Raw genomic sequence first — 25,671 nt, 5'->3', positions numbered from 1 at the left:
ATTTAAAATGTCATCTCATTCGGTTGGCGCGTACTGCATCTCGCCGTTGCCGAACGACCAGTCCTCGCGTTTTACATCGATCAGGTTGATCCACACGTCCTCTTTGCGCAGCCCGGTCCTGGTGTGAATACCCTCGGCTATCGCCTTGTAGAACGCCTTCTTGACCTCAACCGTTCGTCCGGCATTCCAGGTCACCTGGATAAAGACGATGTTCGGCGTGTAGGTGATACCCAGGTAACCGGCGGCCGGGTAGATCAGTTCATCCTTGGCATGGCGGTTGATGACCTGAAACTTGTCGTGCTCAGGAACATTGGCGGTCTGGATCATGGCCTCGTAAACCACATCGCTGATGGCGGCAACGGTTTCGGGGGAGGTGTCGGCAGCTACATCGATTCTGGCTAAAGGCATGGGGGCAATCCTTTTGAGTGGGTGGTACGGCCAAACCATCAACGGCGCGTGTCACGAAGCTAAGCTGGAACTCATGATTCATCAAGCGCATAATTTTTGAAATTATGATGAGTAATAAGCATGCTATTCGAGGACCTCAAGGCCTTTGCCGCCGTGATCGAGTGCGCTTCCCTGACCCGGGCCGCCGAGACCCTTTGCCTGACGCAGTCCGCGGTGTCGCGGCGGATCCAGCATCTTGAGCAGTCCCTGGGTGCCACCTTGTTCGATCGCACGAGCAGGCCGCCTGTTCCCACGGCCATGGGCCAGCGGATTTACCAGCAGGCGACAGGCTTGTTGAGGGAGGCGGATTCGCTGTTGAGCATCGCTCGTGAAGACGCGGGGCCAAGCGGCAGGTTTCGCGTGGGATTCACCCAGATCGTCGCCGATGCGGTGGTGTTCGAGATGGTGACGGCGGTGAAACACGCCTTCCCGAACCTGGAAATGCAGCTGGTCACCGGCTGGAGCTCTGAACTCGAACAACTGATGGCTCGTGGCGAGCTCGATGCGGCGACGCTTATGCAGCCGGCTCCGAGTGGCCTGCCTCCAGGATTGAGTGGCCGGAAAATCGCCACCCTCGAGATCCTCGTGGTTCAAAGCAAGCAGCATCCCCTCGTCGACGCATCGACCCACATCGGCAGTCTGTGTGGCAAGGAATGGATCCTCAACCCGGTGGGTTGCGGTTATCGGGCAGCACTGGAGGCGGCGATGGGTGGGCAAGGACGCAGGCTGAAGCTTGGCGTGGACACCCATGGCGCGGCTATCCAGATGCGGATGATCGCGGCCGGCCTGGGGCTTGGGCTGATTCCCAGGCATCTTCTGCAGACAAGCCCGTACGTCGACGAACTCTCGGTCATCAACCTGGATGATTTCGCGCTCGACATGGATATCTGGATCGTTCACTCAAGCCAGCCCGGTAATCTGAGGCAGGCCAATGAGCTTCTGTGCCGAAGCGTGGAGGCCGGGTTTCCCCATTGAGGGGAGGGCTGGCGGCAGCGCCCTGGGTCCTGGCACTACTGCGTCGGTGGCACTGTCCGGCAAAAGGTTATTGTGTTGTATGATGACTGACGATATGGTCGGCAACGACAACCGCTCCCGCTTGACGCGCGTATCCAGGCATCCATCGTGATGCCTGGCGCCAGTGGCCCGAGGCGGTGTCAGGTCCTTTTGTCTCCCGTGCCCATAACAACAAGGAAATGCCCCATGAAAAAGATCAAATTGCTTATTGGTTTCCTGTGCCTCTTCAGTGGCTACGTAGCTGCTGCCCCTTCGGCGGGAGAGAAGGAGGTTGCCGCCGCGGTGGACCATCTGACCCAGGCCATGTTGAACAGGGACATTCCCGAGCTGAAAGCACTGACCTCCGAGAACCTGACCTACGGGCATTCCAGCGGGAAGGTGCAGGGCAAGAAAGATTTTATCGGCGATATCGAAACCGGGAAAAGTGCGTTCAAGACGCTGGAGATGCAGAACCAGACCATCACCCTGTCAGGTGACGTGGCTTTCGTCCGTCATCACTTTTCGGGACAGGCGATCAAGGGCAGCGAGCTGATTCCCACCGAGATCGAAAACTTCCAGGTCTGGCAGAAGCAGCACGGCAAATGGTTGTTGGTGGGGCGGCAGGCTTTTCATATCTGATTTTTGCGTAACAGAGGGGGCCTATGGATCTGGTGTTAAAGACAACTAACACCTCGCTTCGATGATGGCCCCCGCTATCTAGGGGAAAACAAACTGCTTCAGGGCCGCCATCATGGCGATCACCAGGGCAGCAGCCCCCACCGCAGCAGTCCATTCGGATTGTGGTGTGCCAGCGAACCACGACTCCTTTGCCGGATACTTGCCTCGTGTGACCAGTTTCACGATGGGCCAGCCGACGGGAAAGCAAATGGCGTGAAAAATCATTTCGGCCAATACATCGAACAATTTCGTACGTCCTTGTAGCCAGTAAGAGCATCAAAGCCCGAATTCTACAAGTTCACTCTTGGATGAGCACTGATTGCCGCCAATCGGGCTTCAACCAGCGCAGCCTGTTCCTGCAACGCTTCTTCAAACAGACTGACCAAGCCCGTAAGCAGATTGAACGCCACCTGGGTCATCCGGTGCGCCTGGAAATCGAGCCGGGACGCTTTCTGGTGGCGGAGGCCGGTGTGCTGGTATCGGAGGTGCGCGCCACCAAGCCGATGGGTGGTAACCATTTCACCCTGGTGGATGCCGGCTTCAATGACCTGATGCGCCCCTCGCTCTACGGCAGCTATCACGAGATCTCGCTGCTGACTCGGCGCGATCAGCCGTTGCCCATGCGGGCCACCGTTGTCGCCGGGCCTCTTTGCGAGTCAGGCGACGTTTTCACCCAGTCCGAGGGCGGGATCGTCGAGTCTCGTTTGCTGCCCGCCGCCGAGGTTGGCGATTACCTGGTTTTCCATACCACTGGCGCTTACGGCGCCTCCATGTCTTCCAACTACAATAGCCGTACCCATGGGGCGGAGGTGTTGGTGGCGGGTAGCGAGCATCGTCTGATCAGGCAGCGCCAGACGCTGAGTGCGTTGTTGCAGCTTGAAGAAAATGACTGACAAGACCGAGGAGTGGAGATGGCCCTCTTTGATCGCTATGGTTGCATTCACACAACGCAAGTTCTGATCATGGCGTGTAGATTCACTCTTCGATAACAAGGAAACCGCTCAATGAAGGTCAGTGCGCGCAACGTGTTCAAAGGTACGGTCAGCCAAGTGCAGGATGGTGCCGTCAACGCCGAGGTGGTGCTGACCCTCACGGGCGGCGAGCAACTGGTCGCGGTCGTCACCATGGCCAGCCTCAAGAGCCTGGACATTGCGGTCGGCAAGGAAGCGGTCGCCCTGATCAAGGCGCCCTGGGTGATGCTGATGACCGAGTCCAGCGATATCCGCCTGTCGGCGCGCAACTGCCTGAGCGGTACGGTGACGCGTGTCAGCGACGGCGCGGTCAATTCCGAAGTGGTCATCCGCCTGCCGGGCGGTACTGAGATCTTCTCGATCGTGACCCGTGAAGCCGTCGCGGAACTGGGGCTGGCTCCTGGCGTGAGCGCCACCGCGGTGATCAAGGCCTCTCATATCATCCTGGGTGTTCCAGCCTGATCGACGGGGCCTCGCTGTCACTCGCCCGCCGACATCACCCCAGCTGCGCTTTCAGCTCGTCAGCAACCGACTTGAGAATTTCCTGGGAGAGCTTTTCGTCGTTCACCGCACGGGCCAGCGAGACAGCGCCCACCAGCGCGGACAGTGCGGCGATGGCCTTTACCCGACGTGATGGCTGCTGGTCGCTCGCGACCAGTTGGGTGAGCAGTTTCAGGTAGGTGTCGACTTGCTGTGTGTAGGCCGAGCGGGTTCGATCATTACAGCGCGATACGTCACCGGCCAGGGTCGTCACGGCGCAACTGGTCGCCAAGCCATCGCGGTGCGCGGCACTGAGGTAACCATCCACCAGGGCGGCCAACAAGGCGGGTCTGTCCAGCGTGCTGTTGGCGATGGCGACCACCGCCTGGCTGCCGTCGTGCAACGCGTGTTCGACGGCTTCGGCCACCAGTTCTTCGCGAGAGCCAAAGTGCCGGTAAAAACCACCGTGGGTGAGCCCGGCGTCCTTCATCAGGTCAGCGACGCCGATGCCCTCGACACCGGCTTCGCGAAACCGGGCGGCAGCGACCTGCACAATGCGTGCATGACTCTGCGCTTTGTCCGCCTTTGAATTACCCATCTGGAAACATCCTCGATCTCTGCGCCTGAGAAAGAGGATTGTACTCATCATCGCTGCAAAGCTGGAGGCTCATCGTCCTTGATGAGTTTCCTGAAGCGCTGTTGTGCACGGTCACACGTTACCCAGGTGGTGACCCATGCGCAGCTCGAACTCAAGGCCCAGCCCGACGGCGCGTTCGCGAATCTTCACGCCCCGGGCCTGGGTGGACGGCCAGGTTGTCGCCTTGAGAAAGGTCTGCATGGACTCGAGCAGGTCGCTCGGTTCGGGCAGGCTATGGCGATTGACCAGGTGCTTGGCTTCGCCCAGGGCTTGACCGTCGAACGAGGCGATTCGTCTGGCAAGCTGGTCGACGAAAGCGTCCAGCTCGGCATCCGGTAACGCACGATTGATCCAGCCATAGCGCTCCGCCGTCAGTGCGTCGAAATCGTCACCGCCGAGGATGATCTCGAGTGCCCGGGCCCGACCAGCCAGCGCGGGCAGACGTTCGATCGCGCCGCCGCCCGGCAACACGCCCGCGGGCACTTCAGGCTGCCCCAGAATGGCTTTCTCGATACTGGCGAAGCGCATGTCACAGGCGAGCGAGAACTCGCTGCCGCCGCCGCGGGTGCGCCCGCGGATCAGCGCGATGCTGACGGCCGAGGCCTGGGACAGCCGCGTCGTCAGGTCGATCCACGCCGGCAACCCGGTCGGGCCTGGTGCGACAGGGGTTTCAGCGGCCCGGGCAAGGTCGTAGCGGCTGAAGAAGAAGTCCGCGTGGGCGCTGTCGAAGACTACGACGCGCAAATCCTTGTCGGATTCGATCAGGCCGACGAGTGTCTGCAACTCCAGAATGGTTTCCGGATTGATCAGGTTGATCGGTGGGTTGCTGAACGTGACACGCCAGTAGCCGGGGCCCGGCTGGGCGATCTTGAATTGAGTGAATGAGGTAGCCATGAGGTTGAATCCTTGGAAGGGGTTGGCGAGATCAGGGCGCTAGCAAGGTGACGGATCATCGCTTCGTGCAGTTCGTGAGGATGATGATCGTCATCTTCAATTAGAATCGACCGCTTCGACCCTGCTTGTCAAGCCTGTGCTCGACCCGTGCGGCCACGACCAGGGCGGGCGACCGCGCAAGTGCCATCATGGCAATATGAAGTATGGTTTTATATACATATAAAGGTGTCAAAAGTTGAGCATGGAAGCGCGGAAGCCATTCATTTGTGGGTTTATTTTCGTATTCATGAAACCGCCCGATACGGGTATTTAATTCGGTTTCAGTGTTAAGTGACGAATGGGCTACAAACTTTACCTAGTCTTTACTTTGGCGCGTTACGAATTCATCAAAAAGAACTGTCTGAAAAGTATGTCCGGAGATATTATTAAATCCGGTTCAGTGCAAAGAAGAGGACTTATCATGATTAGTCGACTCTCAAAAATGAAAGTGGCCGTCCTGCTCGTTGGCGTACTCGCCATTGCAGGGCAGGCGGACGCCCGTGGGTACGGTTATGGTTACGGCCACGGTGGAGGCTGGGGTTGGGGGGGGCCGGCCCTGCTGGGTGCCGTGGTCGGCGGTCTCGTAGTGGGCTCGGTCGTTGCCAACTCGCAGCCTGTTTACGTTCAACAACCGGTCTACGTCCAACCCCAGCCGGTCTATATCCAGCAACCGCCGCCGGTCTACTACCAGGCACCGCCTCCGGGCTACTACTACGCGCCACAACCGATTCCGGCGCCGCGTTAAGGGTTTTGGGTTCGCTGGTCATTGCCAGGTCCCTGGCGACGCAGGTCCCGCCTGAAAACGGGACCTGTTTTGTTTGCGCGGCAAATAAGGTCGGGCCTGGCTGACACCCTCGCGCCGTCGTTCTATTTGAGAGGATGCCCTACGCAGAAAAGGGCGACCGGAAAAAGAGGACGTTCAAGGCGCAAGGCTTCCTTCATCCTGAGGTCATCAAAGCCCATCACGACCACACCGCCCAGACCTGCTGCCGTGACAGCCAGATACATATTTTGAACGGCTGCCCCAGCTTCGAAATCAACGTAGCGTGCTCCCCTCAGGCCGTCGGCTTGTTGCTCCGCGAAACGATCAATGGCCACTTCCCGCTGGGCGACGATGGCGATGACGGCTGGGGCGTCTTCCAACCACTGTTCATCACCTAAAGCCGCTGAGCTCAGCGTCCCCTGATCGATCAGATCGCCGATTCGGGAGAGCTTTCCTGTCGGGGAGTCGTGCAGGTATACCCCGGGCACTAGCCCTTCGACTTGACGCACGACCACCCTCAAGGTGAGTGGATGCAGGGCGTGCGCGGAGGGTGCGGTTCGCTTCCCGTCCTTAGAAGTGCGGCCCTGTCCGGCATAAAGAAACGCGTCCAGAGCGGTCAAGCTCAGGGGCTTCTCAGTGAAGGTCCTGACACTTCGCCGCGCGGACAGAAGGTCTTTCAGCAGAGCAGTGTTCTGAGTATCCATCAATGGCCATCCATGCAGAGTTCCGCTGACAGTAGCAGACATCTGTCGGGGGGAATGAGGCGCTTTGATGACACCCTGCAGGGCATCAGCCTTGGCTCTGGCCTCGTCGCCTGCCGCTTTCCATTCCCTCGAGGCGTGGTCAAAATGATGGGCGCGAGGGTATAGGCATGCCTCCGTCACCCTGGTGCATTCGATAGGGCGTGCTGATTTTTATATCGGGTATCGATTTATATACAAGAAAAGTGGTCGGAAGTTGGCGTTGAAATGGCGTAATCAGTTCATTTATGGGGTGATTTCTGCATTCTTTGAACTGCCGGGCAGCGATGGAAAGTTTCAGGTAACAAATCGGGTACAGGATTTACCAAGTATTTACTTTGGCGCGTGACGTATTACCCGGAAAAAACGGTCTGAGAGATATTCCCGGAGAGTTTATAAAATAGCCGGTTCGGTGCAAAAAGAGGACTTATCATGATTACTCCGCTCTCAAGAGCAAAAATAGCCGTCGTGCTCCTGGGCGTACTCGCCGTTGCGGGGCAGGCTGAGGCCCGTGGTGGGTACGGTTGGGGCGCGGCCGTCCTGGGTGGCGTGGTCGGCGCCGCGGTAGTGGGGACGGTTGTCGCCAACTCCCAGCCTCCGGTCTACGTTCAACAACCGGTTTATGTTCAGCCGCAGCCGGTATACGTCCAGCAACCGCAGCCGGTTTACTACCAGGCACCGCCGCCGCCGCCGCCGGGCTACTACTACCAGCCGGTTCCAACACGTTAGGCGCCTGTGAGTCATCGCCACGTGCTTGATGACGCAGGTCCTACCGTATAACGACAAACCCCGCCGAAGCGGGGTTTGTTGTTTTGACGGACTTCAACAGCACTTATGCAGTGACGCTGATGGTCTCGCCGATGCTCTGGCCGTTGCCGCTTACAGAAGGCTTGGCCGATGCGGTTGTGCTCTCGCTGTTGCTACTGGTGCTGCTGCTTTGTTCGGCGTGGCGGTGATGGTGCTTATGGGTTGCCGTGGTGCCGCTAGCGGTGGTGCTGGCAGTCGCGGATTGCGTAGCCGACTGGCTCGCTGCGGTAGTCGCGGCTTGAGTAGTGGCGGTGGTGGGGGTTGAAATCGAAGCTGAGATTGCACCGATGGACATCGTTACCTCCGGAATACTGGGAAAGCCTGCGTGAGTCGGAACAAGAGGCGCAGGTAGTCATTTGTAGTCTCTGAATTATTTGACCATTCAGAGGGGCCGGCTGCGGGATAGTCCCGAAGACAACCTGAGGTTAACACCACCACTTTGTCTGATTTATCTGCGTCATGTCGGGTCTGTGTGGCGTTTTTTGTACACTGTTTAACTTGCTTTTGATCCTGGCGTGGAGGTGAAAGAGAACCGGCCTGTGTATGAGACTCAACATGTTGTGTCAGTGAGCGTTTAACTTTATTGAAGGTGAGTCGTGGCCGCTGTTAGAACTGTAGTTGTTTTTATGTCGGTCATCCCTGTATTTTTATAAATAAAAAATCCCTGGAACATGGCGAGTGCCTTGGGGCTTTTTATTGCTTATAAGGAGGCTTTGTCGATAGTTAAAAGAGAATAAGTGCATGACGAGCCCGAGCCTGATTTTTAGCATTCGTGGCGTACCTTCACCATTGGTCGCCTGGCGTGATGTTGCATTGAACACTGCCATCGGCTTGACCTCTACCTCTATAGACCACGAATTAGAGGCCGCAATGAGAGAAGCGCAGCGAAGACTGGCCATGACAGCCTGGCGCAAGCTATTCACTCTGGCCGTAAACGAAACACGTGTGGAGGATAAATATTTCATGCTGTTGAAGAGGGCCGACGAAATGGAGCGCGCGGATCTCATCACCAGTGAGGAATGGCGAAAGCTTGTCCAGCAGGCGGGGACGTCTCTTGCGAGTACCGCCGAGTGTATGGGCGGTGCAGGGTAGGGCGGGAACGACAAGCTTTGCTTGGATCGGGGCTTTCGTTATCCATTTTCGATCAGTCTTGTTTCGGTACGACGACAGCCATCTATACTCGCATTTCTTACATAGGGCGACGTCGGGCGGCATTATGGATGGGGAAGAGGAAAAGAAGGAGGCACCAAAAGCTCCTGCCATACTGAACGAGGAGGGGCGTATCACCTACCTTGACGCTATAGTGACCAGGAGCATATTGATTGAAAATGCTATCGCGAAAAATCAACATATAGATGTTTGGTTGGTGAGGGGTGGAGGGCAGGAGAGCTGTTTAACTGCAATCAATGCCGGCAGCGCTGGTGGAGAGCCTGAAAACGAGGCCTGTGGGAAACCCACGCTAGAGCAAGTGATTAGCCAGGTAGGTGGATCGCGACCCGGGGTTCCTCAAGAGAAACTGCCTGAGTTTACATCTGTTGCGCGAAACTCGGCCAAATGGGCGCGGCGCGGTGGATGGCTTCTGGTAAAAATCAATACCAAATACCTGGCGGCTGGAGACGCTGGTGAGAGCGGCTGGATCTGCTTGAAGTCGGCACCGCTTCTCAACGCCAAATACATCCCGCATCCCAATCCGGTTGCCGCTGTCGGGGGAGGTCGAGCGATACCAAACGGAGATTGATGAGCATCTGCCCAAGGTATTTTGCTCACCACTACCGAATTGTTTCGAGCAGAGAAATAAGAAGCCCCGGAGCATTAAAAGTGCCTGGGGCTTTTTGTGTTGCTAATAGCGATGGTTCAGGACATTTAGCCCGCATCTCCCATCGCTCTGCTCTTGTCAGTCCAACACGGCAGTTTCTTCAATCACAGAGTCCACCTGCCTCTGTGCAAGCTCAATCAGATGCACGATGCCCATTGCCACCTTACGGTTGGCGCCTGTGAGGTTGTCGGCATTTTCATAGGTGGTGGCGGCAGCGGAGTCGAGGATTGAGCTGGCGTTGACGTACCTTGAACATGAAGAATCTCCAATGTGCGCCAATCGACTTTGGGCTGCTAAACCCGGTCACTGATTTGGCGGTGACGACTCAAGGCTAGCTATTGAAATGGGTCGGTACAACAGGGTGGAGGCTTCTAGGAAATTTCAGGCAAGGGAAAGGGAGGTGTCTTGCTGATCTCGGGAAATAATCGAAACAACGAAAGCGGTTATTGAAACGCCAATCCCACCACTTTTTTCCAGGCATAAAAAAACGGCCTACCTTTCGGTAAGCCGTTTTTAGTACTTGGTGGTACACAGTCATTTGAACCAGTCGCTAAAGGTACTGTATTTAAAGGGTTTGTTTGTTTGCTATTCAGTTAGGCATACACGTAGGCATACAAGGGCGCTGCTGTTGACCTGAACCAGACTCAATGAATTGAGCCGGTGCAGGGCATTGCTGGGCAGGAGTGAGCTCCATCAAGCTCCCCCCTCTGCCGCCAGAGAGGCGAGTGCGAGAGTGATGAATCCCATGTTGTCGTCCAGCGTCTCTAATGCGGCCCTGACGTTTTTTGCAACATCAGTGGATCCCCGTTGTTCCACCCAATTGGAAAGCTCCTCGATGGCTGCCCCCAGCGCCAACTGGTTCTCATTGAAGCGTTTGAGTAGGGAGGCGAGTAGTGCCTTCTCTTCCATGGTCTTCCTCCGGCGATGTGATCGGATCTAGGTAGGCAATCTACATCCAGCTCCAGGGGGGAGCATACCAGCAGGCTCGAATATGCTTCGGGCCGCCGAATGGAGCCGGGGACCCTGGGAGACTTCCTTAAGCACGGGGTCGGAAACCCGCGTGATCGTGGTAGAGGCAGCCGCATCAGCTTACTGAAATTTCAACGTTGAAATTGAAAGGACCTTGAAGAGAAAAAGGCATCCTTACCGGATCTGTAACGGTCTTTGGTTTCGTTCAGGATTGTGAACGATTGGATCGGTCAACTCGGTCAACCAGTCAACTAACTTTTGAGCCCAGCCACTAACGAGATCCGGCGGGTTATCTGCCCCGTGTCTTTCAGATTTGCTCAGGGTCCCCGGCGACTTCTCAAGACCTTGTGCGTTTGCACTGGTGAACAGTGTGTTCACCCGGTTCACCTGTTCACTAAGCTGGGCACCTTCTCGCTAACACAGTCCCGCGGGTTTCCGACCCCGTGTCCTAATGAATACCTCAGGGGCCCGGCATACTTTGGAATCTGCTCCTAACGTCCGCTGGTGGGATTGATGCTTCAGGGGAGCGGGGATGCATGTCGCCCTCAAAGCGGTGTTACTCATGTTACTGGTGTAACTGTAGCTTCTAACATGCTGTATTTGTTGACGAATTCATGAGTAACACGGTCTCGGCGCGTCAGTCTTGAGGAGTGTTACTAGACCAACCGGTGTAACGCTTCAAAAGGGAGAATAAGGGCTTTGATGTAGGCACACCCAAGGATCAGGAAAGAAGATGCCCATGTGCAATGATTAGTGGGCAGTGGTGGCCAGTCTAGTACGGCCGTCAGCAGGCTATCATCCAGTAGCAGCCATTCGCGACGGGCAGCTATCGGCCGATTCTGTTGAAAAAGTCGGCTTCGGTTTCGACGGCAGAAAAGTACGCGTCTGAGATTGAAATCTGTGTCTTGAGCGGAGGGTTCAGGACTCAGAATTTACGTAGCAACGTGAAAAAATGGCGTTTTCACCGCTCAATACAAGGTCAGCGAGCCCGGGTCGACTTTTTCAACAGAATCGGCCATAAGCAGTCAGTCGGAAATGTCCACGAAACCATGGGCGACTCATCACAATTTTGAACGTCATCAAGATCGCCGAAGCACTAGATATAAAGCCTTCAGCCCTACTAGAAATAGCAGGGCTATAGGTCTCACAAATTCCTCTTAGAAACTAATCAATTATACAAACGAAATGGCAGGTCTTCTGCGACGGCTTGCCCAGGAGTGCAGAGCCACTGCCACACTTGTTGTTGTGTTAGGCTTCCCTCGCACAATCGCAATAGAGCCTCACCCAAATCCCCGCTTTCAACTACGCTTAACCGGCCACAGGATGCAATTTGTTGTGGCACACTCGGATCTACTCCGGGATGGCAAAGAGTCACGCAAAAACAATCTCTAAAGCTATGAATTTCGGAGGCCGCTAAAACCTCTACCGCTTTATTGTAATCGACAAGCTTATCTCCCTCTTTCGATTTTAGCTCGACCACAACCGAAGGCGAATCGAAGAATTTGACTAGATAGTCGGGCGCTCCAGTTTTTGTCTTGTCATCTAATTTCTCAAACGCTACACCTAGCTGAACAAGCACCTGTTCGAACGCCACTTCAAATGCATCACCTTTTGCCTCATAATAGTTCTCAATTAGAACCTTGCTCTCGCATCTGCTAGCTCGTTTTAGATGCCTCACAGACATTCGCTTCCGCTGGCCAACTTTCCAATCTCGACAAGCGTCTCGTACCCAATTTGCTTTAGCTTGCGCATTAGGCTTAGATTTTACAAAAGCTAAAACTCTTGCTGAATTCGCCTCAGGACTGCCAAGCATAAGCAATTGCGGCGTTGTGACTCCATGGTGCTTCAAGAGCAACATTTCATGCCTATACAGCTTTAAAGCACTACCCGCCGCAGATACGCCTGTCATCCAGAGAATGTCGTCCGGCAATCCCTCTTGGACTCTGTATGCTAATCTTCGAATGTAGCGCGTCAGCTTAGATATAGCGCGCAGCAAAGTATCATCCGCTCTTAATTGTGGCGGACGAAGAACTGGCGGCACGCGCTTATCGGCGGCGGACATAGCTATCCCAGCTAAGCCTTGTAGGACCCAGGATAGGTTTCTGTTCATTTCTTTGACAGCGCCAGCACTCAGAGATTTAACTTCACGCTCGATTGCCCTAATCTCAACACCGCTAGTCCATTTCTGGCACAACCATGCCGCATTAGTAGGTACTGGATCAACTTGCCAAATTGATTCCATTAGGTCATCTGCGAGGTGCTGCGCATCATAAATGGGATCTTTCAACTGATAAGGCAGGAACCGAGTAGGTTTAACTCCATTTCTCGGACGAAACTCAGGGCTGGATAAGCATGCGGAAAAGATAAGCATCTCTAGCCTGGACTTGAGATCCGTCGATTCAAGATGCCCAATGAGCTCTGCCAAATAAAGTGATTTCCTAGACAGAAAGTTGATTAAAAACACCCCAGTTTCAGGTAGCAAACCACTGAACCCGACCGCTCGCCCCACAGGCGTAGGGCTTAGGTCCCCACCAGATGTTTCAACGACGAAGCCAGCATCAATCAACCCGGCCAGAGCAAGACCGACTTTACTCGGCCACGTCTTAAATGCAGTTAAGTTGTTATCTTCTTCCCTTAACGCACTGAACGTTGTGCAAACAAGCTCTTCAAGCTCGGCTCTGTTGTTGCACAACCCTGAAGATATCAGTTGCAGTGAAAGCTGACCGAACCTAGCAGGCACAATCCGCGCTTTGATTTCAGGAAGCTGCTCTATTGATAGATAACTTGTAGCTAATGCGCGTTGCGGCCCGGTACCAAAATATATTACACGCCCTTCTGCATGTTCAAACCCCATACGCCCGACCCGCCCGGACATGTTATGGAACTCTGCGCTATCTATTGCGACATACTGCCTTTGCTGGCCGTCCCAACGTTCCCAATTAGCAAATACTGCTGCCCCTAGAGGGAAATTCACACCTGCTGCTAAAGTACTTGTAGCAAATACAACATCCAGCTTGTTTTCTGACAAGTAACGCTCCACTACTCCTCGCTCTTCGTCAGTCAAATCCGCATTATGACTCGCAACTCGGAGATCCAGTATCTTCGCCAGCATCGTGTTAGCTGAAGTTTCAGGCAAGGTATCGAACTCTAACGACAACTGTCCTTGCTTACCCTTGTGGTACGAAGCTACAAAAGCCTCAGCAAGATCATAAGTATCTTGCTTTTTCATGCAAAAAACTATGATTGGAAGCGGTGGATTATCTTGCTTAAGCAGATATGTTAAAGCTGAAATCGTTTCCGCTTTAACTCCAGCAGGCAGCCGCTTGTCCGATTCCATCACATCAGGTTTCGCACTGCTTACTGAATAAATCTGATCGCCAATCCAGCATTCATACCGTAAATGTTTCTCGCGCTTTTGCTCGAAAATAAGCTGAACCCGCAGCCAGTTCGCTAAGTCCTGGGCGTCCTTGCTTTTTAAAACTGCTGACAATCCTACAAACTGTTTCCAACCCGCGTTCCGCATAAGTGTTAAAAGGACTTCAACATTTTGCCCGCGGTTTTCGTCTCCCATCAGCTGAATTTCATCGCACACGACAATCGTATTTTGCATGCTTTTCGGCACCCCAGATGCCGACAGTAGCGCTAAATATTTTTCATATGTGGCAATTACCAGAGGAGCACTTAGAGGAGCCGCAGAATACTGTCCCGTGGCATCTTCGACATAGTCCCCCGTGGCAATAACTATGGAAGCACCATCGCCCTCCAAATATCTGTCCAACAACAACGTTTTGAAGTCTTCAAATTTCTGCTTGGCCAGTGCGCGATGGGTCACCAAATAAACTGTTTTATTCCCAGCGAGCAGTCCTTCAGCAATAGCCCAGAGCCCAATTTGAGTCTTTCCCGTGGAGGTAGGGGAAACCACCAGCATGCTTTGTCCATGCGCCACGCCAGACTCCAACGCGAGGTACTGAACATCAGTGAGGGAAATCGCCCCCTCGGATCGGTAGACCAACCCATCGGCCACAGATGCGGACAGACCGTGTTCTACTGGAAAGGTATCCCTCATGCCTAGCAACTCCTGTCATGCGTTGGGGTGCAAGCGCCCAGAGCAATCTGGGCGCCGAGTGTCCGAATCCGGCAGAAGCATACGTAGCATTAAATGGCCATATTGGCCATCCTACTAAGCGTCAGAGCGGCAATCTGGGAAAAACAGGGCGGTAAAATGCATAGCCATATAATCTGTAACTACATAATTTTTAATAGAATTACACTGGATCATGTAGTGGATTCGCTTTTCCCTGCCACCACTTTAAATCGCGCCTAGTTTCTCAGAGACCGAATGACTGGTTCTGGCCGATTCTGTTGAAAAAGTCGGTCTCGGCTTTCACGAAAGAAAAGTACGCGTCTGAGATTGAAATCCATATTTTGAGCAGAGGGTACAGGACTCAGATTTCACGTAGCAGCGTGCAAAAATGACGTTTTCACCGCTCAATGCATGGACCGCCAGCCCGGGTCGACTTTTTCAACAGAATCGGCCGACTTCTGCCGGTCGCGACAGGCAGAAGTCGACCCGCTCCGGTCATTGCAAACCATCCTCGGTTGACGTCTGGTTTTGAGGTACAGCGGTCCTTCTGTCATCTTTGCGATAGCTGATGAAGGAATCGACGCTATGATGGCTTTGGCGGTCGATCCGGCCAGACTTGTAGTTGGGCGACTGGCTCACGATCCCGTACAAGACGAATACGCTATTCTGAGCGCTTACCTTGTCGCCGTCCGGCCCCTACCGGTTGTGGCGCTGCCGCCTGCGAAGCTCCATCCAGAATCTCCTCGCGGGGATGGCCCCCCTGAAGAACGAGTTCACACATGAACATCGACACAACCATCGAGGATTTTCGCCTCAGTCAGTTAGACCTCGATTGCAGGCGCATAGTCCTGACCCAAAACAAGGAAGGTGGCGAGCGATACGAAGGAAAAGGCTATATCCGGCAAACCTCTGATGGGGTAATCGTCTACAAGCTGTACGTCACCGGGCACGCGAACGTGACGCCGCTTGGCAGCCTGAAGAACTACCTCAGCCATGTCGGCAAGATTCATCGCGACGAAACCTTCTTCAACCTCGAAGCTGAGGCTAAGGACGGCACCACGCTGCGCGCGTCACGCCTGGTCCCCAAACCTTCATGGGATATGTCTACCGGCCAGCCCGAATTTGTTAGCGGGGAACTGCTGGCACTGACCGCATTTCCACACATTCCGCAGGAAAACCACTGCATGGAACTGTACTTCTTTGAAGAGTACGACGTTCCCCTCGACCAATGGAGTGAGGTCGAGGCCAGCGACGGCAGACATTACGTTACGGACACTGCCGAGTTTGACTCCTGCGACGCGCATTTCACGGTGCGGGTACGAAAAGGATCGGGGCGAAGCGTGCTTGGGGCAACGGCAGGCAAGCCGTTCCCCCCGGACTTCCACTGGCGAGTTCAGGAATCGCTCCAGTTCATCACTGGCAAAACCGCAACCTATAGGGCCCTGGTGACGTGCGGGCCGGGTTCCCTGCATCTTGACCTCATTTCACCGAGACGAGTCTCGCCTCATCCGCACTTCTGCCCGCCCATCAAACATGCTTCCATGATTTACAGGCAACACGGATGGGAGCTATTCAATGCCTATCTGGTGTATGTCGTTGGAAGCAGCGCAAAGACACAATGGAACCCGCTTGCCTACCACCTGTATAACGCCCGGGAAGCGAGTGCCAACTCCATCGATGCGTGGGCGATGGGGGTTTCGGTCGCGCTTGAGGCCGTCTCAAGCCTCGTATTGCTACCGGAGGATCCGGAAGGCAACGCGAAAACTCAGGACGCAGTCAATCGGGTGAAGGAGTACGTTAAGGGCGAAGCTGCCCTTAAAGAGATGAAAGACAGACTGTTGGGACTACTAAGTACGCTGGAACGCCCCCCGGGTCCGCCCGCCAGGCTCAAGTGGCTTGCAACGCAAGGGAAGGTCGAGAAGGCCTATATCAAGATATGGAATGAACTTCGAAACACCCAGGTTCACCCCAAGCTCGCAGACCTGGCGAAGCCCGACGAGGGCGCCTACCAGGTTCAGTTTAACCGGATTCACAGCGTCCAGGTGCTGCTGTGCCAGGTCACGTACCACGTCATAGGGTACAGCGGCCACTATACCGACTATGCCGCCGAAGGTTGGCCCGACAAGTCTTATCCATTGACCGTGCCAGAGCCGGCAAAAATGGAGTGACGGGCGCGTGAAGCCTGCCTCAGGAGGCTAGTACTTCCGTGTTCCAGCCGTTATCCGATGCCGGAAAACCCGACGTGCGTCGGTCTGAAACCGCACGGCCCTGACATGGCGCACGCGTATCGCCGCGGTGTCGATTACCAGCGTGGTGGCCCTGAGATCGCTCGAGTGCAGCGGCGCATAGCCAAGTCGATTGACGAACCTCAGCCTAGGCTGATAATTGAGCGATCGTCTTCGACGATCGGGTGGCCGGTGCCGGATACGGAGCCGACACTTGAACGTCGAACCGAACACGCATGTGAATGACGGCTTGTGGCCGACTCCCGCCCGTCGTGACGGGCAGAGAGCGGCCAAAAGCAGACCTACGTCCCGGTCTAAAATTCACTAAGACCGACCTCGTTTTTGTGAAAAATGGTAATTTGCCCCCGGTTTTATTAGCTGTTCAACTGCTTGTGCACATGACCCCACCAATCCCAAAAGCAAAGCTTGTTAAGTCGTTTGAGCTTCGCGTAATACTGTGAACTGTCATGTTCGAACAATGGCCAAACGATTACCCAGTAAGCAAACATGACTGCCACACCAAGAAACTCATCATCCTCCGTCACTTCCGTCCATGCAAAGGGCATTTCATCAACTTTGTTTGTAATCAACGCTACTGTGTTCGGAGACCAATAATAGATAGACGCGTCATAGGTTGTTTGCAGCGTGTAATAGGGGTTTGGTAGTTCGTCATTGTGGAATAGATGACGGACGACCGTTTTGTTGATATTCGACCCTCGTGCGGAGCCCAAGAACGCGCTTGAGCATGCCTCGCCATTTTCCGATAGGTCGTGCAGGGCGCGCCATGCTACGGAAAGTGCAAACTTTTCGAGCTTCCATAGCTCATTAAGAGGGTAATCATAAACTCCCAAGGTTAATGGCTCGTCGAAGACATCGTTTATTTCATGCGGAAATATGGGGAGTTTTTCCCACTCTTCGTGCACGTCGACGCAATTGGGCATGAGCAATGCTGCGATTCCATTTTCCACCCTTGCCCCAAGGTCGTTGTCGCATTTCTCGCACATAAGGTTCGGCTTAGGCAGATCCTGTTTTGGTAAGTCCTTTCGATCAATCCATTTGAAGGAATATTTTTTACTTCCATCTGCCCGCACCTCGCCGGTGCGTCTTTTCCTGATGAAATTGGGTATCATATGGCTGTTAGCAAGGGCCTCCTTTTCAGTACCACATGCAATGCAAATCATTATTTTTCCTTATCCTCAGCAGGCGGTTAGCTAGCGAACAAGCTAAGCCGCCTGCCAAATGCTGGTCAGCTTGAACAACGGATTAGGATCGATTATTTTCGAAATATATATCCGCCTTAATAAAGTTGTTCTTGTTTGTTTCATCTATGGATGCTAATGCGTTCTTGATATGTTGAGTATATAAATCCCACTTATTTCTGTTGTATTTCTTTATGGAGTTTAAAACAAAATATTCCGTCATATGGAACATGGCCAAAGTATTTTTTGGGGTGAATTTCTTTAGCTCTTGATAATAGTCGTGATAATCATCCAGACTTATTGATTTTGAGAATTCAATAAGTTCGAGCAAGCTCTCAGTTTGCCTTTCTTCATAAATATTTGATGGATTGTCGGCCTCAATGATTGCTTCCTTTTTTATTTCCTCAAACCATTTTTTATGATTATATTCAGGCAGTCCTTTTTTTACGCCAGGATCCAAATATTCCAATTTGAACGATAGCATCAACCGATTTAAATTTTCTTTAGCAACTTTCAGTTCATCCCCAAAATAGTTCCCTTTTAAGAGTTTATTGATTCTTTTTTCTCTTTCGCTCTGAGGAATATCTCCATCATCTATAGCCAAAATAGAAAATTGCGGTACATTGGTGCTCTCTAATTGTTTAGAGTACATCAAGAAACCGAATAGACAGGCAGCTTGATTACCCCAAACCCCAGAAAAAATATATCTTCTAGGTAGATTGAGAAAATCGCAAGAAATTACATCTATCACTTGTTTTGCTAAAAGATCCTCCACAACCAAAAAGAAAGATCCTATATGTTTTCTTGCAAAACTACCAGTTCGAGTCTCGACGGTGTCTCCATTTTTACGTCGCTCAATACTTTTCACACCCATGATTCCAATACTTTGAAACCCAACATTTATTTGTTTTTTATCTGTCATTATTCCATTTCTCCTGAAGCCTAGGTAAAGTTAATGGCCGCTCGATCTTGCTTGTAGGTCATAATAGATATGACTCATTTTGTATTGATAATTACGCGGTAGCAAGTCGTGATTTTTAGTCGATCCAAAAACTTGAAGATTTAGGTAGGTAATGCGAAAAGAGTGTGAATGAATCAGCGACTGCTTCTGGCCGAGAGCGACCTTTGATTTTTAGCGTGAGAAGCGTTCCGGATAAAAAGCCCGCCTGCGCGGGCTCTTTCAGGTGTCGCGGCGCGTTACAACGAGAGAACGTCTCGCACGGTGTACTTGTAGGAACGCTCCGACAAATCACTGCTACTCCAGTTGCGGAAGTTTTCACCCTGTTCAGGGAGAATCAATTTCATGAGGCCGATTTGATCACGGTCAATCAGGCGATAGGCGGCCCAAAGCTTTCCTCCCATGTCCAGCAGCGCTTGAGCTCTCTCGTTCCACTGCTCCTCCAAAACCATCTGCGCCAGAAGCAGGGCTCTTTTTTCGATGGTGTTATGTTCCCTTTGAGCCTCGGCAATGTGTTGGTCGACGGTAGCCAACTCCCGCTTCAGTGCGGTCATGATCAGGTGTTGTCGACGATTGTGCTCGGTCGTAGTCGCGAGGTTTTTCGCAGCCTTCTGTGCATCCGTGTTGGCGTTCTTTTCGCCCTCGGTGTCGCCCCATGCCACGGCTTGGGCATAGGCGGTTGCTGCATCGGTTTCGGCTTGCCGGGCTTTCGCCATGTCTTCGGCTGCTTGTTGCTGGATCTGTTCCAAACGGGCGCTGAGGCTATCCCGTTTCTCGTTGAGTTCTTGCTCGTCGGCTTTCCAGTTCGCCATCGATTCGGTGTAACCCGCCATCAAGGTTTCGTGATTGGCGAGATTCTCGCGTCGAGCAATTTTATCGCTCACGATGCTGGCGTGGTGCTTTCGAGAGTCGTAAGGGAGTTTCAGTTCGTTGTACTGTTTCCGTATTTCATATGCTCGATCAGCATCCATGACCTCGTCGCCCTCCAATAGCGCTTCCAGCGGAGCCATCTCGGTATACAGTTGTTCGGCGTCACTCAGGAGCTCGTCGCGGCTGACTTTCAGCCTCTCGATTTCGTCCAGCAGCAGCTGTTTCTTTTCGCAATAGCCGGTCGCTTTACTGGCGCTCGAAATGGGCTGTGCAACGTTTATGGCCCCACTGCTTTTCAGCTCATTGGTCAGTAGTTCGCGTTGTTCGGTGTTTGCTTGGAAAACGTTCATCTGTGTTGTTCCTTTGAAATTTGATTTTGGGTTGGATGAGCGGCTGGCGAGGCCGGGAATAAGCCGGCGTTACCTCTATTAGCGGAGATGCTCTCAGGCAGCCCGAGCCTCGCTCTCATCTGTTCCCGGAATCGTCTTCACGATGTAGCAGCGTTGCGGGCCAAGGCCGGGCAACCGGACCAGACTCGACGCCTTGCCGTCGCTGGCCGGTTCCAGCACGCCGCGTTGCAACAGTTCCTTGTTCACGGCGTTAATGTTCATGCCCCGGAAGATCTCGGAGCGCCACGCCTCGGGCAGCACGTAATAGGTGTTGGTGGTGTGCATGGTGTCGCCCATGCCGTGCTCGAGCGTCTTGCGAAAGCCAAGGCGATCGATGGTGCGTGGGCCGTGTTCATCGATCTTTGCCGCCGCCGATTCCCAGCGGGTGAAGCGGCTTTCGCCAAAGCGCTCAATGACCTGGCGCAGTCGCGCCAAGATCGCATCGCCCTCGAAGTTACCGGCGCCTCCGCGTTCGTTTAGCCAAGCGTTCAGGCACACGCGGGCGGCAGTGGTGGCAGTCCCATCAGGCCAGCCAGTGATGCCCATTGCGGTGGCCAGCTCGCCCGCTGCGGCAGCGAGGCCGAAGCGAGCGGCGGCACGGTGTGCCTGTCCACTGGCTGATGCCGGGAGCGATTTGGCGATAAAGCCTTCTAGCGTGCGGCGCAGAATGGCCGACCAACCGTGGCGCTTGTCGGGTTCGCAAAGCGCCGTCAGGAAGGTGGTGAGTGGTGTGCCGTAGTAGTTCGCTACCCGCGCCTTGAGCGTGTCGGACAGTGCTGCTGCGTCTTCAAAACCGTTCAGCGTGTCGAACATGCCGAGGCCTTTGCTGGCATCGGCCGGGACGGCGAGCATGCGCACCTCCATGCCCGCTTTCAGCTCCTTGTTGGCTTCGGCCATGTGCTGGGCCAATGTCTTCTCGCCGGTGGAGAGGAACAGCAAGCGCCACTCCTGTACCTGTCGGCCTGCTTGGCCTCGATCATTGGCGCGTGCTTTGCCGGTGCCGTTGCCGAGCATGTACACCGTCTCACCGATGATGCGCGGATCGCACATGCCGATTTCGTCCAGTACCAGGAGGCCGTCGGAGTGTGCGGCGGCGATGGACTCCAGCGCGTTGTCGGTCGAGCGCCACGAACGCACCAAGCGCGGTCCGCCGTAGATCGAGGCGGCCACCTGCAGGTGAGTGGTCTTGCCGCCGGAGCTGTCGCCATACAGGTGAAAACCGCCCGACTCATGGCCGAGCATGTGCAGCAGTGGGCCAGCGAACGCCACGCCGACGACAAACGCCAAGCGATGGTTGCCGACACACAGCGCGCCGATCTGCTGTTGCCACTGTTCGAGTGTTCCCGCTTCGCTGATCGGTGGAAGTTGTGCACCGGCTTCGTAGAAGTGCAGGTGCTCGCTGTGCGCGCCAACCTGCTGCTCGGGCAGCAGAAAGGCGCTGTCATGCCAACCCAAACGGGTGACCAGTCGCGCACGTTGCGCGCTGTCGAAGCCGCCGAGGTAGCTCTGCAGGTCGTTACGAGCATTGCGTCCCGAACGACTACCGGCGAGACGTAGCCCCATGTCCACCAAAGGGCCGAGCACGTCCTTTCCGAAGTCGCCGGTCATGGTGCGCGCCGGGATGTTCCAGCGCTTCTTGGTGCCGTCGGGGTCGTCGAATTCGACCAACAGCCCCCAGTTGTGGCCCTTCTCGTCACGGGTACGCGCGAGGATCTCCAGCGGTGAACACACCGGGCGCGCCTCGCCATCGTCACCGGCATAAAACACACCTTCGGAGGTGAGGCGAAAGCCACCGGGCATCAGGTCATTTTTCGATTTTGCGGGACGCTTGGAGGCGGTTTTTGTCTTCGGTTCTGGTTTGGTCTCGGCCTGCTCAGGCTCCGGCTTTTCGACAGCCAAACCGAACAGTTCACCGCTGCTTTCCAACTCGGCGAAGTGGGCCGCTGTCCAGCCTTTGGCGAGCGCATCGGCTGCGTCGTCGCCGTCGTCCCATTGACCACCTTTGGCGAAAGCGGCGCGTTCGTTCTTCAGCGTGGGCTTGCGTTTGAACACATCCAGCGCAATGACCCGGACCGAGGCGGCGCCGATTTCGCGCAGCTTGTCGGCGACAGCTTTCATGCAGACTTTGCCGCTGTCGTCGTTGTCTGGCCACAACAGCACGTCGCGGCCCTTGAGCGGTGTCAGGTCGGCTTTGTGCCAGGAGTTGGAACCGTTCGGCCAGCAGGTGGCCACGTAACCCGTCAGCAGTTCAGTGGCGGCGTCGGCGGCTTTCTCGCCTTCGCAGAGAACTACCGGTACGTTGCCGCGCAGGGACAGTTCGTCAAGGCGCAGCACAGGGCGCGGATCTGGCAGACCCTGCCAGCGCCATTGTGTGGTTTGGCTGTCAACGCGCTGACACCACGTCAGTGGCGCAAAGACCTTCTTCGGCTTGCCGTCTTCATCGGGGCCGAGGTCGAAGCGATAGAGCGCCATAAGTGGCTGGCCCTGCGCATCACGATAGATCCACACCTTGGACGGCGCGCCATGTTCCCGGTGCTTGGCCGGGCACTTGTTCATCGCCTCGGCCGGGATCGGCTGGATAGCGTTCCACTGTGGTGCTTTGACCTTGCCGGGCGTTGCCTTCACCTGTGCGACACCGGGCGAGACGTTCAGCAGCTCTGCCAATTTGTGGCAGGCCTCGACATCGGTCCCGCCGTCCAGATAACGCACCAGATCGATCAGGTCGCCACCCTTGTCACCGGTGGCGAAGTCGGCCCATGTGCCCTTGCTCAAATTGACCTTGAGCGAACCGGCACGCTTGTCGCTGCGGGTAGGGTTCGGGGCGGTGTATTCCTTGCCGCCGTCCACGCGCTTGCCGTTGGGCAGCCAGAGCGACAGGACACGATCAATGTCTTTCAACGCGGCGGCTTTCACGTCGGCGAAGCTCGGACGTTTAGCTGTGCTGTTCCGGCGTTGGCTCATGTGTCAGCCCTCGGCAGAAACAGCGCATCGTTGATGTCATCAATCAGCGCTTTGGCCATCTCGCCCAGGTACAAGGCAGGCCAACTGAAACGCTCGCCGTGGTCGCTCATGGCGGCGTCGAGGTTCAACTGATTGGCGTGATGCTGAAGCTGAGAAACCATCTCCAATGCATCCTCGACCGGGACACCGGCATTGACCCGAAACAGCTTCTGATCGGAGGCGTTGACGCGGGAAAAGGTGGCGTGGCCAAGGGTAGTGGAAGTGCTCATAGTGCACCGCCTTTCTGCACCGCAGGCGTCGAGGTGCTATCGCCGTGCATGGCGAGCGTCTTGATCAAACCAAGGGTGCCGCGCACGTCCCAAAGGACGGCAGCGATGACGTGATTGGCAAGGCGCGAGGATTCGTTTTCGAAGTGGTCTTCAAGCAACGTCAGTACTGAGTCGGCACGGTCAATGGCGCAGGTGATGGCGTCGATGGGGACACCGGCTTCGGCGTTCTTGCTGACGCACAGCAGGTCTTCGGGCAGGGCAAAGCTCAGGGCGTTGTTCATTGGGCACCGCCTGCGGTTTCGAGTGCGCGGGCTTTGGCCATGTGAGCGTTGTAGCGGGTGAGGCGTGTTGCAAGGCTGGAGTTGGCGTGTAGAGCGGCGAGAGCCATTGCACGGTGTGCAGCGGCGCGAATTTTGGACGGATTGAGGGCGTGTTTCATCTGGCGTAACTCCTGTATGTGAGGAGCTGCCACGGTTCGCCGCTAAACGAATTGGGGTGGCAGCTGTGCGCGGGTTAGCGGACCGGGCATACAGGACCCCGGCAGACCCGAAGGTCTCCCACGCACAGCCACCATAAAATAGGAGTGCGGGCACAAAAAAAGCGCCAGCAATCGGTATGGGGGCGCCTGTGCGCCTGTATGTACTCGGGCCGCTAAACCCGGTCGCTGATTTTGCAGCGACGGCCAGAGAGTAACGTCCGTTTTTCGAAAGTGCAACTGCGCTGATGGCTTGCGGATTTTTCAGGTGCGGCATAAATTGTTCGTGCATGTAGATTTACCTCAACGCCTCCGGATCACCCCCGGAGGCGTTTTCGTTTCAGGCATGGGCTTCCCAGCGCAGGGAAAGGAGGGGCAGGAAGCCACTGCTGAGCATGGAACGGGCGTCTTCGTAGGCTTGCGTTTGCTGGCCTTCGTCGACGATCACGGCTCCGGTCTTTTCGCAGTGGAGGGAGAGGGCGCACCAGGTGCCGTCGGACCAGCTGAGTACACTGACCACGCGCCCCTGTTTGTCCTGCTGGCTGCGGTAGCGCTCAAGGCGTTGCATGAGGCGGGGTGAAAAGCCGATCCGGCGTAGCACGGAAAAGGGATGCATCAAGGCTTTATTAGCGATCTTGCGGCTCATGCGGCCACCTGATCACGCGCCTCGATCCGGCTGCGTGCCCATGCCTGCACTTCAGACAGAACCCACGCGACAGGGGCGCCGCGAGCGTTGCTGTTGCTCAATTTGACGGGCTGGGGAAACCCACAGTCGGTGCGCTGCATGAGCTTGTAGATGGTGGAGCGCTTCATGCCCACGATGCCCTCAACTTCTGGCATGCGGATCAATGTCGAAGATGCATCGAAGATTGGGCTTGGAGTAGCGGAGTTAAGGCGGGGAAGTTCGGTGATAGAGGCTTTCATAGGTCTTGCTCTCGACAGGTTAGGACTGAGAGCAATGATCTAGAGGTAGGTCGGCGGTGAGCAGTTCACTTCCAATTGAAATCCAATTGAAATTTCGGTTACAGCACGAAGTCGCGTTTGAGTATGGCCTCCACGCTTTTGCGAGTCAGCGCCTTTTGGGTTTCAAGGGTGATCCACTCGGGACGCTCTTTGGGTGGCTTAGCGACCTCCCGTTTTAGCCAAGCATGCACCGCCGTTGCGACGTTCCTCTCAGGCATTCTGCTCGCCAAATAGTGGCGACCCTGATGAACGATTGCAGCGTCGCGGCCACTGATGTCCTTGTTGCGCTCCATGCTGCTGATGATGCCCCCTTTACTTCGGATGGCGTTCTTGATCGCCCTGTCAGCAATGGGCCTCAGCTCGTCAATGATCAAGCAGGGCAGTGAAGTAATGGGCTCCAGATAGAAGACATACTGATGGAGCGCCTCAATGCGCTCATGCGGATCGACCTGCATCTCTACGAACTGGCAGTAGAGATCCCACGGCCAGTCGGTCGGAGGTTCAGCAACATGCGACCAAGCCTCTTGGTCGGTGGTACGCATCCAGTCAGCTAAAGCTCCCAACGCCTTCACTGCGCAGGCCATGATGTAAGCAGCATGCGCTTCGCGTTCCGATGCCGAGTAGCAGTTGCTGTACTGGCGAACCCAATGCGCTAGACGGGCTCTGTTGTCGGTTGAGGCGTATTGAAAAATTGTCTCTTCATGCATCGTCGTCTTGATGCACATGCTGCTGAGATCGCTGTCGATGTCGCCGGTCTGAATGCGTAGGCAGCACTGATCGATCAGGTCGCACACGTAAGCGAGCTGTTCACGGCAAAGCTCGTAGAGCGGTTGCGCTGAGAGATAATCGATCAGGCCGGTGGTAAACGCTGAATGCAAGGTGGGTGGGTGATCAATCATCACCAAGATCCCCCAATGTGTAACGCTCGATCCCGCGCCCTGAGTTTGGAAGGCGGAGCCAGCGAAAGTCGCTTTGTACGCAAGGGGGCAGAGCGTCTGCCAGCAGCAGAGCACTGACTTTGGCGTTACACGCTAGGGTCGAGTT

The 25,671-nt window shown here is 55.1% G+C and carries 27 protein-coding genes and 1 pseudogene; 9 read left to right on the top strand and 19 right to left on the bottom strand.

The features are described from left to right. Positions 1-15: 15 nt before the first annotated feature. Entirely contained in the window at positions 16-408 is a 393-nt protein-coding gene (locus tag CWE01_RS20315; RefSeq protein ID WP_100942329.1) for a tautomerase family protein, read from the bottom strand. 120 nt (positions 409-528) lie between these two features. Here CWE01_RS20315 and CWE01_RS20310 point away from each other — a divergent pair, with 120 nt between their 5' ends. Together CWE01_RS20310 and CWE01_RS20305 are read left to right on the top strand one after the other, a co-directional pair. Next, positions 529-1,422 carry a LysR family transcriptional regulator gene (locus CWE01_RS20310; protein WP_100942328.1) on the top strand — a complete coding sequence of 298 codons (894 nt, stop codon included), beginning with the start codon at positions 529-531 and terminating at the stop codon, positions 1,420-1,422. A 225-nt stretch (positions 1,423-1,647) separates the two neighbouring features. Continuing rightward, positions 1,648-2,079: a nuclear transport factor 2 family protein gene (locus CWE01_RS20305; protein ID WP_100942327.1), complete on the top strand. Its 432-nt coding sequence runs from the start codon at positions 1,648-1,650 to the stop codon at positions 2,077-2,079. Between the two features lie 78 nt (positions 2,080-2,157). On the opposite strand, the gene CWE01_RS20300 is transcribed toward CWE01_RS20305, so the two are convergent. Then, complete coding sequence (locus tag CWE01_RS20300) at positions 2,158-2,364, bottom strand: hypothetical protein (protein ID WP_100942326.1); 207 nt, start codon at positions 2,362-2,364, stop codon at positions 2,158-2,160. A 119-nt stretch (positions 2,365-2,483) separates the two neighbouring features. Here CWE01_RS20300 and CWE01_RS20295 point away from each other — a divergent pair. Both CWE01_RS20295 and CWE01_RS20290 read left to right on the top strand, forming a co-directional pair. Further along, positions 2,484-3,011: pseudogene (locus tag CWE01_RS20295) on the top strand (diaminopimelate decarboxylase); the annotation flags it as partial. A 111-nt stretch (positions 3,012-3,122) separates the two neighbouring features. Next, positions 3,123-3,551 carry a molybdopterin-binding protein gene (locus CWE01_RS20290; RefSeq protein ID WP_100942325.1) on the top strand — a complete coding sequence of 143 codons (429 nt, stop codon included), beginning with the start codon at positions 3,123-3,125 and terminating at the stop codon, positions 3,549-3,551. Between the two features lie 34 nt (positions 3,552-3,585). Here CWE01_RS20290 and CWE01_RS20285 read toward each other — a convergent pair whose 3' ends face one another. Together CWE01_RS20285 and CWE01_RS20280 are read right to left on the bottom strand one after the other, a co-directional pair. Further along, on the bottom strand, positions 3,586-4,167 hold the full coding sequence (locus CWE01_RS20285; protein ID WP_100942324.1) for a TetR/AcrR family transcriptional regulator: 582 nt from the start codon (positions 4,165-4,167) through the stop codon (positions 3,586-3,588). A gap of 111 nt (positions 4,168-4,278) precedes the next feature. Then, a complete protein-coding gene (locus tag CWE01_RS20280) occupies positions 4,279-5,100 on the bottom strand; it encodes an enoyl-CoA hydratase/isomerase family protein (RefSeq protein WP_100942323.1) in 822 nt (273 codons plus the stop codon). Between the two features lie 460 nt (positions 5,101-5,560). Between CWE01_RS20280 and CWE01_RS20275 the strand changes: the two genes are divergently transcribed. Next, positions 5,561-5,884: a hypothetical protein gene (locus CWE01_RS20275; RefSeq protein ID WP_100942322.1), complete on the top strand. Its 324-nt coding sequence runs from the start codon at positions 5,561-5,563 to the stop codon at positions 5,882-5,884. Positions 5,885-6,006: 122 nt separating this feature from the next. Here CWE01_RS20275 and CWE01_RS20270 read toward each other — a convergent pair whose 3' ends face one another. Further along, the gene (locus CWE01_RS20270) at positions 6,007-6,606 is read right to left on the bottom strand and encodes a SagB/ThcOx family dehydrogenase (RefSeq protein WP_100942321.1); all 600 of its coding nucleotides are present in this window, start codon (positions 6,604-6,606) and stop codon (positions 6,007-6,009) included. A 468-nt stretch (positions 6,607-7,074) separates the two neighbouring features. On the opposite strand from CWE01_RS20270, the gene CWE01_RS20265 reads away from it, so the two are divergent. Continuing rightward, positions 7,075-7,371, top strand: a complete 297-nt coding sequence (locus CWE01_RS20265) for a hypothetical protein (protein ID WP_100942320.1) — start codon at positions 7,075-7,077, stop codon at positions 7,369-7,371. Positions 7,372-7,474: 103 nt separating this feature from the next. On the opposite strand, the gene CWE01_RS33330 is transcribed toward CWE01_RS20265, so the two are convergent. Further along, positions 7,475-7,744: a hypothetical protein gene (locus tag CWE01_RS33330; RefSeq protein ID WP_157815248.1), complete on the bottom strand. Its 270-nt coding sequence runs from the start codon at positions 7,742-7,744 to the stop codon at positions 7,475-7,477. Between the two features lie 446 nt (positions 7,745-8,190). On the opposite strand from CWE01_RS33330, the gene CWE01_RS33925 reads away from it, so the two are divergent. Next, positions 8,191-8,541 carry a hypothetical protein gene (locus CWE01_RS33925; protein WP_256346923.1) on the top strand — a complete coding sequence of 117 codons (351 nt, stop codon included), beginning with the start codon at positions 8,191-8,193 and terminating at the stop codon, positions 8,539-8,541. Positions 8,542-8,665: 124 nt separating this feature from the next. Beyond that, the gene (locus CWE01_RS20255; protein ID WP_157815247.1) at positions 8,666-9,187 is read left to right on the top strand and encodes a hypothetical protein; all 522 of its coding nucleotides are present in this window, start codon (positions 8,666-8,668) and stop codon (positions 9,185-9,187) included. A 156-nt stretch (positions 9,188-9,343) separates the two neighbouring features. Here CWE01_RS20255 and CWE01_RS34345 read toward each other — a convergent pair whose 3' ends face one another. The 3 genes from CWE01_RS34345 to CWE01_RS20235 form a co-directional block, all read right to left on the bottom strand. Then, entirely contained in the window at positions 9,344-9,544 is a 201-nt protein-coding gene (locus tag CWE01_RS34345) for a DUF6124 family protein (protein WP_371315584.1), read from the bottom strand. 414 nt (positions 9,545-9,958) lie between these two features. Next, the gene (locus CWE01_RS20245) at positions 9,959-10,174 is read right to left on the bottom strand and encodes a hypothetical protein (protein WP_100942318.1); all 216 of its coding nucleotides are present in this window, start codon (positions 10,172-10,174) and stop codon (positions 9,959-9,961) included. 1,228 nt (positions 10,175-11,402) lie between these two features. Further along, positions 11,403-14,300 (bottom strand): DEAD/DEAH box helicase, encoded by a 2,898-nt coding sequence (locus CWE01_RS20235; RefSeq protein WP_100942316.1) that lies wholly within the window; start codon positions 14,298-14,300, stop codon positions 11,403-11,405. A 797-nt stretch (positions 14,301-15,097) separates the two neighbouring features. Between CWE01_RS20235 and CWE01_RS20230 the strand changes: the two genes are divergently transcribed. Further along, positions 15,098-16,486 carry a hypothetical protein gene (locus CWE01_RS20230; protein ID WP_100942315.1) on the top strand — a complete coding sequence of 463 codons (1,389 nt, stop codon included), beginning with the start codon at positions 15,098-15,100 and terminating at the stop codon, positions 16,484-16,486. A gap of 431 nt (positions 16,487-16,917) precedes the next feature. Here the strand turns inward: CWE01_RS20230 and CWE01_RS20225 are convergent, their stop codons facing one another. The 10 genes from CWE01_RS20225 to CWE01_RS33920 form a co-directional block, all read right to left on the bottom strand. Continuing rightward, complete coding sequence (locus CWE01_RS20225; protein WP_100942314.1) at positions 16,918-17,724, bottom strand: hypothetical protein; 807 nt, start codon at positions 17,722-17,724, stop codon at positions 16,918-16,920. 82 nt (positions 17,725-17,806) lie between these two features. After that, on the bottom strand, positions 17,807-18,664 hold the full coding sequence (locus tag CWE01_RS20220; protein ID WP_100942313.1) for a hypothetical protein: 858 nt from the start codon (positions 18,662-18,664) through the stop codon (positions 17,807-17,809). Positions 18,665-18,939: 275 nt separating this feature from the next. Then, positions 18,940-19,782 carry a chromosome segregation protein SMC gene (locus tag CWE01_RS20215; protein ID WP_100942360.1) on the bottom strand — a complete coding sequence of 281 codons (843 nt, stop codon included), beginning with the start codon at positions 19,780-19,782 and terminating at the stop codon, positions 18,940-18,942. Between the two features lie 231 nt (positions 19,783-20,013). Further along, positions 20,014-22,920: a DUF927 domain-containing protein gene (locus CWE01_RS20210; protein WP_100942312.1), complete on the bottom strand. Its 2,907-nt coding sequence runs from the start codon at positions 22,918-22,920 to the stop codon at positions 20,014-20,016. After that, complete coding sequence (locus CWE01_RS20205) at positions 22,917-23,189, bottom strand: DUF3077 domain-containing protein (protein WP_100942311.1); 273 nt, start codon at positions 23,187-23,189, stop codon at positions 22,917-22,919. The genes CWE01_RS20210 and CWE01_RS20205 overlap by 4 nt, the downstream gene beginning before the upstream one ends. After that, positions 23,186-23,470 carry a hypothetical protein gene (locus tag CWE01_RS20200; RefSeq protein WP_100942310.1) on the bottom strand — a complete coding sequence of 95 codons (285 nt, stop codon included), beginning with the start codon at positions 23,468-23,470 and terminating at the stop codon, positions 23,186-23,188. Before CWE01_RS20200 ends, CWE01_RS20205 begins: the two co-directional genes overlap by 4 nt. Continuing rightward, positions 23,467-23,628: a hypothetical protein gene (locus CWE01_RS33595; protein WP_177410498.1), complete on the bottom strand. Its 162-nt coding sequence runs from the start codon at positions 23,626-23,628 to the stop codon at positions 23,467-23,469. The genes CWE01_RS20200 and CWE01_RS33595 overlap by 4 nt, the downstream gene beginning before the upstream one ends. Before the next feature lie 376 nt (positions 23,629-24,004). Continuing rightward, complete coding sequence (locus tag CWE01_RS20195) at positions 24,005-24,310, bottom strand: hypothetical protein (protein WP_100942309.1); 306 nt, start codon at positions 24,308-24,310, stop codon at positions 24,005-24,007. After that, positions 24,307-24,588: an AlpA family transcriptional regulator gene (locus CWE01_RS20190; protein WP_100942308.1), complete on the bottom strand. Its 282-nt coding sequence runs from the start codon at positions 24,586-24,588 to the stop codon at positions 24,307-24,309. The genes CWE01_RS20195 and CWE01_RS20190 overlap by 4 nt, the downstream gene beginning before the upstream one ends. Positions 24,589-24,686: 98 nt before the next feature. Beyond that, the gene (locus CWE01_RS33920) at positions 24,687-25,526 is read right to left on the bottom strand and encodes a hypothetical protein (RefSeq protein ID WP_256579388.1); all 840 of its coding nucleotides are present in this window, start codon (positions 25,524-25,526) and stop codon (positions 24,687-24,689) included. Positions 25,527-25,671 lie beyond the last annotated feature (145 nt).

Origin of the sequence: Pseudomonas sp. QS1027 (assembly GCF_002814235.1) — a bacterium.
Lineage (GTDB): Bacteria > Pseudomonadota > Gammaproteobacteria > Pseudomonadales > Pseudomonadaceae > Aquipseudomonas.
The sequence above is the reverse complement of the archived record's forward strand: the minus strand, read 5'-3'. Positions and strand labels throughout refer to the sequence as shown.

Excerpts from the sequence above, each read along its gene's own strand:
- CWE01_RS20200 (WP_100942310.1), bottom strand. The coding sequence starts at position 23,470 with ATGAACAACGCCCTGAGCTTTGCCCTGCCCGAAGACCTGCTGTGCGTC.
- CWE01_RS33330 (WP_157815248.1), bottom strand. The coding sequence starts at position 7,744 with ATGTCCATCGGTGCAATCTCAGCTTCGATTTCAACCCCCACCACCGCC.
- CWE01_RS20280 (WP_100942323.1), bottom strand. The coding sequence starts at position 5,100 with ATGGCTACCTCATTCACTCAATTCAAGATCGCCCAGCCGGGCCCCGGC.
- CWE01_RS20235 (WP_100942316.1), bottom strand. The coding sequence starts at position 14,300 with ATGAGGGATACCTTTCCAGTAGAACACGGTCTGTCCGCATCTGTGGCC.
- CWE01_RS20290 (WP_100942325.1), top strand. The coding sequence starts at position 3,123 with ATGAAGGTCAGTGCGCGCAACGTGTTCAAAGGTACGGTCAGCCAAGTG.
- CWE01_RS20285 (WP_100942324.1), bottom strand. The coding sequence starts at position 4,167 with ATGGGTAATTCAAAGGCGGACAAAGCGCAGAGTCATGCACGCATTGTG.
- CWE01_RS20190 (WP_100942308.1), bottom strand. The coding sequence starts at position 24,588 with ATGAAAGCCTCTATCACCGAACTTCCCCGCCTTAACTCCGCTACTCCA.
- CWE01_RS33595 (WP_177410498.1), bottom strand. The coding sequence starts at position 23,628 with ATGAAACACGCCCTCAATCCGTCCAAAATTCGCGCCGCTGCACACCGT.
- CWE01_RS20205 (WP_100942311.1), bottom strand. The coding sequence starts at position 23,189 with ATGAGCACTTCCACTACCCTTGGCCACGCCACCTTTTCCCGCGTCAAC.
- CWE01_RS33920 (WP_256579388.1), bottom strand. The coding sequence starts at position 25,526 with ATGATTGATCACCCACCCACCTTGCATTCAGCGTTTACCACCGGCCTG.
- CWE01_RS20225 (WP_100942314.1), bottom strand. The coding sequence starts at position 17,724 with ATGATTTGCATTGCATGTGGTACTGAAAAGGAGGCCCTTGCTAACAGC.
- CWE01_RS20210 (WP_100942312.1), bottom strand. The coding sequence starts at position 22,920 with ATGAGCCAACGCCGGAACAGCACAGCTAAACGTCCGAGCTTCGCCGAC.
- CWE01_RS20245 (WP_100942318.1), bottom strand. The coding sequence starts at position 10,174 with ATGGAAGAGAAGGCACTACTCGCCTCCCTACTCAAACGCTTCAATGAG.
- CWE01_RS20230 (WP_100942315.1), top strand. The coding sequence starts at position 15,098 with ATGAACATCGACACAACCATCGAGGATTTTCGCCTCAGTCAGTTAGAC.
- CWE01_RS20270 (WP_100942321.1), bottom strand. The coding sequence starts at position 6,606 with ATGGATACTCAGAACACTGCTCTGCTGAAAGACCTTCTGTCCGCGCGG.
- CWE01_RS20310 (WP_100942328.1), top strand. The coding sequence starts at position 529 with ATGCTATTCGAGGACCTCAAGGCCTTTGCCGCCGTGATCGAGTGCGCT.
- CWE01_RS33925 (WP_256346923.1), top strand. The coding sequence starts at position 8,191 with ATGACGAGCCCGAGCCTGATTTTTAGCATTCGTGGCGTACCTTCACCA.
- CWE01_RS20315 (WP_100942329.1), bottom strand. The coding sequence starts at position 408 with ATGCCTTTAGCCAGAATCGATGTAGCTGCCGACACCTCCCCCGAAACC.
- CWE01_RS20220 (WP_100942313.1), bottom strand. The coding sequence starts at position 18,664 with ATGACAGATAAAAAACAAATAAATGTTGGGTTTCAAAGTATTGGAATC.
- CWE01_RS20305 (WP_100942327.1), top strand. The coding sequence starts at position 1,648 with ATGAAAAAGATCAAATTGCTTATTGGTTTCCTGTGCCTCTTCAGTGGC.
- CWE01_RS20255 (WP_157815247.1), top strand. The coding sequence starts at position 8,666 with ATGGATGGGGAAGAGGAAAAGAAGGAGGCACCAAAAGCTCCTGCCATA.
- CWE01_RS20275 (WP_100942322.1), top strand. The coding sequence starts at position 5,561 with ATGATTAGTCGACTCTCAAAAATGAAAGTGGCCGTCCTGCTCGTTGGC.
- CWE01_RS20195 (WP_100942309.1), bottom strand. The coding sequence starts at position 24,310 with ATGAGCCGCAAGATCGCTAATAAAGCCTTGATGCATCCCTTTTCCGTG.
- CWE01_RS20265 (WP_100942320.1), top strand. The coding sequence starts at position 7,075 with ATGATTACTCCGCTCTCAAGAGCAAAAATAGCCGTCGTGCTCCTGGGC.